Origin of the sequence: Leucobacter sp. M11 (assembly GCF_035726885.1) — a bacterium.
Taxonomy (GTDB): Bacteria; Actinomycetota; Actinomycetes; order Actinomycetales; family Microbacteriaceae; genus JAPFRB01.
Genome location: NZ_JAPFRB010000003.1, coordinates 602,209 through 613,462 on the forward strand (window position 1 = coordinate 602,209; position 11,254 = coordinate 613,462).

General features: G+C 70.6%; 8 protein-coding genes. 6 read left to right on the top strand and 2 right to left on the bottom strand.

Translation table 11 applies throughout. The features are described from left to right. From rplL to OOT08_RS11275, 6 genes are all read left to right on the top strand, one after another. A partial coding sequence (gene rplL / locus OOT08_RS11250) for a 50S ribosomal protein L7/L12 (protein WP_325092724.1) occupies window positions 1-229 on the top strand: 229 nt, incomplete at its 5' end. Between the two features lie 233 nt (window positions 230-462). Beyond that, entirely contained in the window at window positions 463-1,692 is a 1,230-nt protein-coding gene (locus tag OOT08_RS11255; RefSeq protein ID WP_325092726.1) for a pyridoxal phosphate-dependent aminotransferase, read from the top strand. 213 nt (window positions 1,693-1,905) lie between these two features. After that, a complete protein-coding gene (locus OOT08_RS11260; RefSeq protein WP_325092727.1) occupies window positions 1,906-3,642 on the top strand; it encodes an ABC transporter ATP-binding protein in 1,737 nt (578 codons plus the stop codon). A gap of 2 nt (window positions 3,643-3,644) precedes the next feature. After that, window positions 3,645-5,780 (top strand): ABC transporter ATP-binding protein, encoded by a 2,136-nt coding sequence (locus tag OOT08_RS11265; protein WP_442916222.1) that lies wholly within the window; start codon window positions 3,645-3,647, stop codon window positions 5,778-5,780. A gap of 136 nt (window positions 5,781-5,916) precedes the next feature. Next, window positions 5,917-6,891 (top strand): hypothetical protein, encoded by a 975-nt coding sequence (locus OOT08_RS11270; RefSeq protein WP_325092728.1) that lies wholly within the window; start codon window positions 5,917-5,919, stop codon window positions 6,889-6,891. Window positions 6,892-7,028: 137 nt separating this feature from the next. Continuing rightward, entirely contained in the window at window positions 7,029-8,891 is a 1,863-nt protein-coding gene (locus tag OOT08_RS11275) for an ABC transporter ATP-binding protein (protein ID WP_442916223.1), read from the top strand. 58 nt (window positions 8,892-8,949) lie between these two features. Here the strand turns inward: OOT08_RS11275 and OOT08_RS11280 are convergent, their stop codons facing one another. Together OOT08_RS11280 and OOT08_RS11285 are read right to left on the bottom strand one after the other, a co-directional pair. Beyond that, window positions 8,950-10,071: a peptidase C39 family protein gene (locus tag OOT08_RS11280; RefSeq protein ID WP_325092729.1), complete on the bottom strand. Its 1,122-nt coding sequence runs from the start codon at window positions 10,069-10,071 to the stop codon at window positions 8,950-8,952. Next, the coding region (locus OOT08_RS11285; RefSeq protein ID WP_325092730.1) for an ABC transporter ATP-binding protein at window positions 10,068-11,254 on the bottom strand (1,187 nt) is incomplete at its 5' end. The genes OOT08_RS11285 and OOT08_RS11280, both read right to left, overlap by 4 nt.

Below are 11,254 nucleotides of genomic sequence, written 5' to 3' on the forward strand. Positions count from 1 at the left end.
TGAAGAGGTCGAGGAGAAGACGGAGTTCGACGTCGTCCTCGAGTCCGCCGGCGACAAGAAGATCCAGGTCATCAAGGCTGTGCGCGAGCTCACCAGCCTCGGCCTGGGCGAGGCGAAGGCTCTCGTCGAGGAGGCCCCCAAGGCTATCCTCGAGGGCGCTGCCAAGGAGGCCGCCGAGGCCGCCAAGACCAAGCTGGAAGAGGCTGGCGCGACCGTCAAGCTCGTGTAAGTTTCTTTTCACTTGGCGGATGCCGTCACCCCTCGGGGTGGCGGCATCCGCTTTTTGCGCCCCCGGAGTCCCCCGCCTCCCCAGCCACCCCTCGTCGGCGCGGTGAGCGAGCAGGGCACGGTCCGTGGAAACCCCGGGTTTCGGGGTCGGTGCGACGCCAAAAACGTATCTTCTGCGGCACACGGGGCGTTTCGGGGCGAAAATGGCGGTTTCCGGGCCCTATGCTGGACCCCATGCCGCAGCGTCACGAGATCACCCAGGCCGCGCGCCTGCACCGCGTCCGCTACGACGTGCGGGGCCCGATCCTGCGGGAGGCCGAGCGCCTCGAAGCCGAGGGTCGCACCATCACCAAGCTGAACATCGGCAACCCCGCCCCGTTCGGCTTCCGCGCCCCGGAGGCGCTTGTCGAGGCCGTCGCGCGCGCGCTCGCGGGGGACGGTCAGGGCTACAGCGACTCCCGCGGCGTCCTCCCCGCGCGCGAGGCGGTCGCGGAGTATTACCGCAGCCTCGGCGTGGCCGGGGTCGGCCCGGACGATGTGCTCCTCGGCAACGGCGTCAGCGAGCTGATCTCGCTCGTCCTGCAAACCCTGCTCGACCCGGGCGACGAGGTGCTCGTGCCCGCGCCCGACTACCCGCTCTGGACGGCGCAGGTCACGCTCTCCGGCGGCCGCGCCGTGCACTACCCCTGCGTGGAGTCCGCGGGCTGGGCCCCCGATCTCGACGCGATCGAGGCGCTGATCACCCCGCGTACCCGCGCCCTCGTCCTCATTAACCCGAACAACCCCACCGGCGCGGTGTATCCGCCCGAGACCGTGCGCCGCTTCGCGAGCCTCGCCGAACAATACGGACTCCTGCTCCTCGCGGACGAGATCTATGACCGGATCCTCTATGACGGGGCGCGGCACGAGCACGCGGCCACGCACGTCACCGACACCCTCTGCGTGACCTTCAGCGGCCTGTCGAAGGCCTGGCTGGCCGCGGGCTTCCGGAGCGGCTGGCTCGTGCTCTCGGGCAACCGGGAGCGCGCGCGGAGCTTCCTGGAGGGGCTCAGCCTCCTGGCGAACATGCGAATGTGCGCGAACACGCCTGCCCAGTACGCGATCCCGGCCGCCCTCACCGGGCCGCAGCCGATCGAGGCCCTGATCGCCCCCGGGGGACGGCTTGCCGTGCAGCGCGAGACGGCGCATCGACTGCTGAACGAGATCGAGGGGGTGAGCTGCGTGCGGCCGGCGGGCGCGCTGTACCTCTTCCCGCGGCTCGACCCCGAACGCTTCCCCATCGCGGATGACCAGGCCTTCGTCATTGAGCTGCTGCGGGCCACCGGCATCCTGGTCACGAACGGCACCGGCTTCAACTTTCCCACCCCGGACCACCTCCGCTTCGTCACCCTGCCCGACGTCGCGACGCTCGAGGATGCCATCGGCAAGATCGCGGGCTTCCTCGACACCCAGCGCCGGGATTGAGGGGCGGCGGGGGCCGTCCGTGGGCGCGCCCGCCTCCTCCCACGGGAGGAGATTGCCGGGAATTGACGCCCGGAGCTTGCACGAGAAAAACCGCTTTGTTACGCTCCGAGAACACGGGTGGCCTCTGACTGGGGGGACCGGCTCCGTGCTCGCGCCGAGACCAGGCAATCAACCGGCACTTCGCCACCCAGTCGCCCGACCCGAAGGACTCCCGTGGCACTGCTCTCGCTGACCCTGCGACACGCCAAACCCTATTGGCGCTGGATCGTCGCCGTCTTCATCCTGCAACTGATCTCCACGATCGCGACGCTGACCCTGCCGAGCCTGAACGCGCAGATCATCGATCACGGCGTCGCGACCGGGGACACCGACTACATCTGGCGCACCGGCGCGTTCATGCTCGCCGTCTGCCTGCTCCAGGTTGCCGCCGCGATCGGCGGCGTCTACTTCGGCGCGAAGACCGCGATGGCCATCGGCCGGAACCTGCGCGCCGAGGTCTACGCGAAGGTCTCCTCGCTGAGCGTGCTCGAGACCACCCGCTTCGGCGCCGGCACCCTGATTACCCGAGGCACGAACGACGTGCAGCAGATCCAGATGCTCGTGCTCATGGCCCTGAACTTCATGGTCTCCGCCCCGATCATGTGCATCGGCGGCATCATCATGGCCCTCCGCGAGGACGCCGGGATGTCCTGGCTGGTGTGGGCCTCCGTCGCGATCCTCTTCGTGGTCGTGGCCTTCCTCGTGTACCTGCTCCTGCCGATGTTCCGGGTCATGCAGGACCGGATCGACGGCATTAACTCCGTGCTTCGCGAGCAGATCATGGGCATCCGCGTCGTGCGGGCCTTCGTCCGCGAGCCCTTCGAGTCCGAGCGCTACCGCCGGGCGAACGAGGCCATCACGAAGGTCTCGCTCCGGGTGGGCAACATCTTCGTGCTCATGTTCCCCGTCATCATGATGGTGCTGCACCTGGCCACCGCCGCCGTGCTCTGGTTCGGCGGGCACCGGGTGGAGGACGGCGTCGTCAACGTGGGCGCGCTGACCGCCTTCCTGCAGTACCTGCTCCAGATTCTGATGGCCGTGATGATGGGCGTGTTCATGGTGATGATGATCCCGCGCGCCGTGGTCTGCGCCGAGCGCATCCGTGAGCTGCTCGACACCGAGGGCTCCCAGAGCTTCCCGAGCGCGCCCACCCGCCCGACGCCCGACGCGGGCCGGGTCGAGTTCTCCGGGGTGAGCTTCGGCTTCCCCGGGGCCGAGCTGCCCGTCATCCGCGACCTGAGCTTCGTCGCCGAGCCCGGCAAAACAACCGCGATCATCGGCTCCACCGGCTCCGGCAAGACGACGGTCCTGAACCTGCTCCTGCGGCTCTTCGACCCGCAACGGGGCAGCATCACGATCGACGGTGCGCCCGTGAACGAGCTCACCCGCGCCCAGCTCGCCGAGGCCGTGAGCCTCGTCCCCCAGAAGCCCTACCTGTTCTCCGGCACCATCGGCTCGAACCTCCGCTTCGGCCGCGAGAGCGCGACGGACGAGGAGCTGTGGGAGGCGCTGCGCGTCGCGCAGGGCGCGGATTTCGTCCAAGAGCGCCCGAAGGGCCTCGATGAGCCGATGAGCCAGGGCGGCACGAGCGTCTCCGGCGGGCAGCGCCAGCGGCTCTCGATCGCCCGAGCCCTGGTGGCGCAGCCCCGCGTCTACCTCTTCGACGACTCGTTCTCCGCGCTCGACGTCGCCACGGACGCTCGGCTTCGCGCCGCGCTCGGCGACGCGACGGGTGACGCGACCGTGATCATCGTCGCGCAACGCGTCTCCACGATCACGGAGGCCGACCGGATCATCGTGCTGGATGACGGCGCGATCGTCGGCTCCGGCAGCCACGAGGAACTGCTGGAGAGCAGCCGGGTGTACCAGGAGATTGTGCAATCGCAGCTGAGCGCCGAGGAGGTGGCATAACCGTGGCGAAGAACAACCGCGACCCCAAGCCCGACACCACCGTCGAGTCTGCGGAGGTGGACGGCGTCGACGAGTTCGCCGCGTACCAGAGCTCCGGCGACAGCATGTTCGACGAGCAGCCGGTCCGCAAGGCCCAGGCATTCTGGCCCTCCGCGAAGCGCCTCGTCGGCCTGCTCCGACCCGAGCGGCTCGGCATGGTCGTCGTCTTCCTGCTCGTGACGGGCTCCGTCGTGCTCACCGTGCTCGCGCCGAAGGTCCTCGGCGCCGCGATGGACGTGATCTTTAACGGCTTCATGGGCAAGCCCCTGCCCGCCGGCGTGCCGCTGGAGACCGTGATCGAGGGGCTGCGCCAGTCCGGCGACCCCGAGGACGCCCGCTTCGCGGACATGCTGCAGGGCACCTCCGTGGTCCCCGGTGAGGGCATCGACTTCGCCCGCCTCGGCCAGCTGATCGTCGCGGTGCTCGCGATGTACCTCGTGGCCTCCTTCCTGATGTGGGCGCAGGGCTACGTGCTCAACCGCCTCGTCATGCGGGTCGTCTACAAGCTCCGTCAGGACATCGAGGAGAAGCTCAACCGGCTCCCGCTGCGCTACTTCGACAGCCGCCAGCGCGGTGACCTGCTCTCCCGCGTCACGAACGACGTGGACAACATCCAGTCCGCCCTGCAACAGGCCTTCTCGCAGCTCGTCCAGTCCGTGCTCACCGTGCTCGGTATCACCGCGATGATGTTCATCGTGTCCTGGCAGCTCGCGCTGATCGCGCTGATCGCCCTGCCCCTGTCCGGGATCATCGCGGGGGTGATCGGCGTGCGGGCGCAGAAGCTGTTCTCCGCCCAGTGGAAAAACACGGGCGTGCTCAACGGGCACATCGAGGAGTCCTTCTCCGGGCACGAGCTGGTACGGGTCTTCAACCGCGACGAGGTGATGGCGACGGAGTTCGAGCAGAAGAACGAGTCGCTGTTCAAGGCCGCCTTCGGGGCGCAGTTCATCTCCGGCATGATCATGCCCTCGATGACCTTCGTGTCCTACCTGTCCTACGTGCTCATCGCGGTCGTGGGCGGTCTCCGCGTCGCCTCTGGGCAGATCAGCCTCGGTGACGCCACCGCCTTCATCCAGTACTCGCGCGAGTTCTCGCAGCCGATCGGCGAAATGGCGGGCATGGCCAATATGCTCCAGTCGGGCGTTGCCTCGGCCGAGCGCACCTTTGAGCTCCTGGATGCCGAGGAAGAGGAGGACGAGACGGTCACCGAGTCGCTGCCAGAGCGGACCGACGGCCACGTCCAGTTCGATCGCGTCGCCTTCCGCTACGACCCGGAGACCCCGCTGATCGAGGACCTCAGCTTCGAGGCAAACCCCGGCCAGATGGTCGCCATCGTGGGTCCCACGGGCGCGGGCAAGACGACGCTCGTGAACCTGATCATGCGCTTCTACGAGCTGACGGACGGGCGGATTCTGCTCGACGGCCGCGACATCACGCACCTCAGCCGCGCCGAGCTGCGCGGGCAGATCGGGATGGTGCTCCAGGACGCGTGGCTCTTCGAGGGCACGATCCGCGAAAACATCCGCTACGGGCGGCTCGACGCGAGCGACGAGGAGGTCATCGCCGCGGCCGAGGCCACGATGGTGGACCGCTTCGTGCGGCAGCTGCCTGAAGGCTACGACACCGTGCTCGAGGAGAACGCGACGAGCCTGTCCGCGGGGGAGCGCCAACTCGTCACGATCGCGCGCGCCTTCATCGCGAACCCCTCGCTGCTGATTCTGGACGAGGCCACCTCGTCCGTGGACACCCGCACCGAGTTGCTCGTGCAGCAGGCGATGGCCGCGCTGCGCACGGACCGCACCTCCTTCGTGATCGCGCACCGGCTCTCCACGATCCGGGACGCCAACACGATCCTCGTGATGGAGGACGGCCGCATTGTCGAGCAGGGCCGGCACGAGGATCTCCTCGCCGCGCGCGGGGCGTATTACACGCTCTACATGACCCAGTTCGCGGGCGAGGGCCTGGAGGACACCGCCGAGCCGGAGACCGCGACCGGCGCGATCCCCGTGGTTGCGTCCGAGGCCGACTCAGACACCGATGCCCCGGCGCGCCCGGCGCCGGGGGAGCACCCGGGGCCGAGCGCCGAGGAGGCCCGCTAAACTCGGCCGAGAACCCGGGGGGCCGGGGGAACGGCTGCCCGGTCGCCCGGACGCCGCGCCCCCGTCCGCGCCCCCGCCCCCGAGCCGCCCCCGACCCGCGCGCGGCCCGCGTGCCGGCCAGACACAGGAGCCCACCATGACCGACGCACGCGCCCACCACCCAGGCATCGGCGCTGAGCCGTTGCCGGTGCCCCGGCCCTGGGGGCGGGAAGCGATCCGGGCCCGATTCGGTCGTCGGGTGCTCCTCGGCTCCGGCGTCGTGCTGGTCACGGTGGCCGTGCTCATGGCGGGCACCCGGCTGCTCGGTTGGGTGCCCCCCGCCGAGACCCCGGCGCAGAGCTGGGCGCCCCCGATGGTGCTCGGCGCGATTGGTGCGCTGGAGCTGCTGCTCGTGCGGCTGGGGCGGCCGCAACGGCAGCTGCCGGCGCTGATCAACGTCGTGACCGTGAGCCCGGCCGGGTTCCGACCCGCCGACAACTGGGCGCACCTGTTCCGGATCCGCGGCGCGGGCGCCGCCGGGGTGGTCGGCCTGGCGCTGTTCGGCGCGCTCGCCCTGGGCGCGGGCGTCGCGGGCATCCTCGGCGCGCTCGGGCTCATCGGCCTGCCCCTGGCCGCGGGTCAGACGATCCTGGTCAGTGTGGTGAGCGTGGTACTGGGGTTCCTCGGGGTCGCCCTGCTCAGCGCGGCCGGGCTGTCCCTGCGCGCCTCCCGGCGCGGAGCAAGCTTTGGCGAGCGGCCCGCCGGTGTGACGGTCGGACCGAACGCGATTCTGGTGCACGCCGCGGGGGTCGACCGCGAGATCCCCTGGGCGCGGGTGCGCTCGGTCACCGCGCAGCGCCTCAACGCGGGCACCCCGGCGAGCGGGCTGCTGGACGCGGCGGACCGCATGACGCTGGACGGGGTGGTCCGGCAACCGCTGGACATCATTCGGATCGAGCTAAGCGACGGCGAACCGCAGCTGCTCGCCCGGGGCACGAGCGCCTCCGCGCCGGAGCTGCTCTTCAACGTCCTGTTCCTGGCCCACAGCACCCCGGCCTTCCGGGCGGAGCTCGGCACGACCGCCGGGCAGCAGCGGCTGGAGGCCTGGGCGGCGGGACTGCCGCGCCGCTGAGCCCCGCACGCCCTGGGCCCGCGGGAGGACCCGCGCGAGCCCGGTTCGGGCCCGGCGCATGCCGCGCGAGGAACACGCCGCTCCGCTCCACGTGAAACCCCGCCCGTTCCGTGCCCGGGCGCGCTACGATCACTGACATGAGCATGGGTGGCGGACGCGGTGGCGGGGGACGGGTTTCCGGGGGCGACTTTGAGGCCCAGCGCAAGAAGAACGAGGCCGCGCCGAAAATCCCAGAGATCGGCAGGCGCATCTGGGAGCTGTTTCGCCCCTATCGCGGCCAGCTCTTCGTCATCATCGCCCTCGTACTCGTGTCCGCCGCGCTCGGCATCATCCCGCCGCTGATCACCCAGCAGGTCTTTGACCGGGGCCTGTTCGGCGAGGGCGGCCCGAACATGACCGTCCTCGGCTGGCTCGTCGGCGGCATGATCCTGATCTTCGTGGTCTCCGCCGCGATTGGCCTCTGGCAGGCCCTGCTGACCGCAAAGGTCGGCAACCGGGTCATGGGCGATCTGCGCATCAAGCTGTTCTCGCATCTCCAGTCGATGGAGCTGGCGTTCTTCACCCGGACGAAGACCGGCGTGATCCAGTCCCGGCTGCAGAACGACGTTGGCGGCGTCTCCAGCGTGCTCACCAACACCGTGTCGAGCGTGATCGGCAACACCGTGACCGTGATCGCCGCCTTCGCCGCGATGATCGTGCTCAGCTGGCAGCTGACGATCGTCGCCGTGCTGCTCATGCCGATCCTGGTGATCGCGCAGCGCCGGGTGGGCCAGATCCGGGCCCGCATCGCGGGCAAGACCCAGGAATCGCTGTCCGAGATGACCGCGATCACGCAGGAGGCGCTGAGCGTCTCGGGCGTGCTGCTCGCGAAGACCTACTCCCGGCAGGGCGAGGAGACGGCCCGCTACGCGGATGAGAACGCGACGCAGATCGACCTGCAGGTGCGTCAGGCCATGAGCGGGCAGGGCTTCTTCGCTCTCGTGAACATCTTCCTGTCGAGCGTCCCCGCGGTCGTGTACCTCGTCTCGGGCTGGCTGATCCTCGGCGGCGACGTCGGGATTACGGCGGGCACGATCGTCGCCTTCACCACGATCCAGTCCCGACTCCTGTTCCCCATGATGGGGCTCATGCGCGTCGCGCTCGACCTGCAGACCTCCTCCGCGCTCTTTGCCCGGATCTTCGAGTACCTGGACCTGAAGCCCGCGCTCGTGGACGCCCCGAACGCCCGCGCCCCCCGCGCCACGGGGCCGGACGCCGGGCGGATCGTCTTCGAGGACGTGTCCTTCCGCTACCCCGACGCCGAGCCAGAGGACCCGCCGACCCTCGACCAGCTGTCCTTTGAGATCGAGCCGGGCGAGTTCGTCGCGTTCGTCGGGGCCTCCGGCTCCGGCAAGACCACGGTCAGCTACCTGATCCCGCGCCTCTACGACGCCCAGTCCGGCACGGTCCGCTTCGCGGGCGACGACGTGAAGGAGCTCGCGCAGGAGCGGCTCATGGACCAGGTCGGCATGGTGACGCAGGAGTCCTACCTGTTCCACGCCACCATCGGCGAGAACCTCCGCTACGCGAAGCCGGACGCCACGGACGAGGAACTCATCGCCGCGGCCAAGAGCGCGAACATTTACGACACCATCGCGAGCTTCCGAGACGGCTTCGACACCGTGGTCGGGGAGCGCGGCTACCGCCTCTCCGGAGGCGAAAAACAGCGCCTCGCGATCGCCCGCGTGCTGCTGAAGAACCCGCCCGTGCTCATCCTGGACGAGGCAACGAGCGCGCTCGACACCGTCAGCGAGCGGGTCGTGCAGGACGCGCTCGACCAGGCGCGCGATGGCCGCACCACGATCGCCATTGCCCACCGGCTCTCCACGGTCCGCGATGCGGACACGATCTACGTGCTCGGCAAGGGACGCATCCTGGAGAGCGGCACGCACGAGGAGCTGCTCGCGAAGCGCGGGGCCTACGCGGAGCTGTACTCCCAGCAGGCGAACCCCGGCGCCTAAGCCGCGCCGCCGGCCGGGAACTGCGGGGCTGGGCAAGCCCACCCCGCAGGGCCCGGACCTACGAGGTCAGCCGGGGGACCACGACGACGCCGCGGTAGGCGGGGTCTCCCCACCGGGTGATGCGGTCCACGGTGGCCGCGGGCAGCGGGAGCGCGTGGCTGTCCACCCAGGTCTCGCCGTGCTCGCTCTCCACCCAGGGGTCGAAGACGATCACGTGCCCGTCGAGCACCTCGCTGGCCAGGACCCAGTGCGGTGTCGGGTCCTGGATGAGCGGGTCGAGGTCGATCAGGAGGAACACGTCGTTGCCCGCCGCGACGGCCCGCACGAGGTCTTCGGTGCTCAGCCACTCGCGGCGGATCTCGATGCCGAGCTCCTGCGCGGTGCGCAACGAATCCGCCTGGAGCTGGGTCCGGAGGGTGAGTTCGTGGGGCTGATCCCGGTACCACTCGAGGAGCACGGGGCCCGGCTCGCTCAGGAACACGGTCGGGGTGCCAAAGGGCAGGCCGAGGGCGCTCGTGGCCTGGGCGGTCGAGACCGCGAGGGAGACCGGTTCGACCGCGGGCAGATTCGTCGCGGTGCGCCAGAAGGCGATCTCCGCGGCGTGGTTGGCATCCCCGCTCGTGGGGCCGAAGGTGCCAGCCCCGCCCGCCTCCAGTGACATGAGCGCGGTGACCGCGCCGCAGGTGACATCGGTGGTCTGTCCGTAGTAGGGGATGGTCCGGCTCGGCCGGGCCCCGGCCCACCGCGACCAGCCGAGCACGGCGCCGCGGGTGCTCGGCACGGAGAAGACGGGCACCTGATCCTGTTTGAAGCCGAGGCGGCTGAGCGCGGCCCGCGAGTCCGCGTCGAGCGGGGCAAGCTCGGGGCGCTCCGTGAACTTCACGGCGAGGGCACCGCCCTCGCTCGCGCCGGTGACCGCGGCCCCGAGCAGCCGCTCGAACACCGTCGCGTCCGGGGCGATCACGTCCACGACGGTCCGGGACGAGGTGAGCGGGCGGCCCGCGATGAGGAGCGCACCCACCGCGGTGCCGGCGGCGTCCTCGGCCACGTGCACCTCGGGGGTCCAGAAGGCGCGCTCGACGGACCAGAGCTCGGCCCGCTCGGGCGGCAGTCCCGCGGCCAGGGGCTCGGGCAGGCTCGGGGCGGCTGCGGTGATCGTGCGGACGGTGACCTCGGTCATGACTCTGCTTTCGTCGAGGGTGAGTGGGATTCAGCGGAGCCCTCGTGGCGTGCGGAGCTGACGAGGAGCTGCGTATAGGGGTGCTGGGGCTCGCGGAGGACGCGGTGCACGCTGCCCTGCTCCACGGCGGAGCCGCGGCGCAGCACGAGCACGCGGCTCGCGATCCGGGCGACGACACCCAGATCGTGCGTGATGAACAGCATCGCGAGGCCGAGCTCGTCGCGGAGGCGGCCCAGGAGCGCCAGGATCTGGGCCTGCACGGAGACGTCGAGCGCGGAGACGGACTCGTCGCAGATGAGCACCCGCGGCCGGGGAGCCAGCGCGCGGGCGATCGCGACCCGCTGGCGCTGTCCGCCGGAGAGCTGCGCCGGACGCCGCTCGGCGAGGGCCGGGTCGAGGTCGACGAGTTCGAGGAGCCCGGGCACCTCGCTCGCGGGGCGGCCGGCGGCCGCGAGCGCCTCGCGGAGCGACTGCCCGACGGTGAACATCGGGTTGAGGGTCGAGTAGGGGTCCTGGAACACGATCTGCATCTGCCCGGGGGTGCGCCCCCGGCGACCCGGCGGCAGGGTCTCCCCGGCGAGGGTGACCGAGCCCCGGTCGGGGCGTTCCAGCCCGGCGATGCACCGTGCCAGGGTGGACTTCCCGGAGCCGGATTCGCCCACGATGGCGACGACCTCGCCCGCGGCAACCGCGACGTCGACCCGGTCCAGCGCGGCGAAGGAGCCAAAGCTCTTGCCGAGGCCGGAGGCGACGAGGAGCGGCTCTGCCGCTGGGGTCTCGGGGAGGAGCGCGTCGTCGAGGGACGGGTTCGCGGCGATGAGGGCCCGCGTGTAGGCGTGCTCCGGCGCGGAGAGGACGCGCTCGGTGTCGCCGCGTTCGACGACGGTGCCGTCGCGCATCACCATGACCTCGTGGGCGCGCCCGCGGACGACCTCGAGGTCGTGGCTGATCAGGATCATGCTCATCTGGTGCCGGTCCTGGAGCGCGCGGAGCAGATCGAGGACCTCGCCCTGCGTGCTCGCGTCGAGCGCGGTGGTGGGTTCGTCGGCGATGAGGAGCCGGGGCTCGGCCGTCAGCGCGGCGGCGATGGCGACCCGCTGCCGCATCCCGCCGGACAGCTCCGAGGGGAACTGCCGGGCGACGCGCTCGGGGAGCTGCACCTCGGCGAGCCGCTCGGCGATCT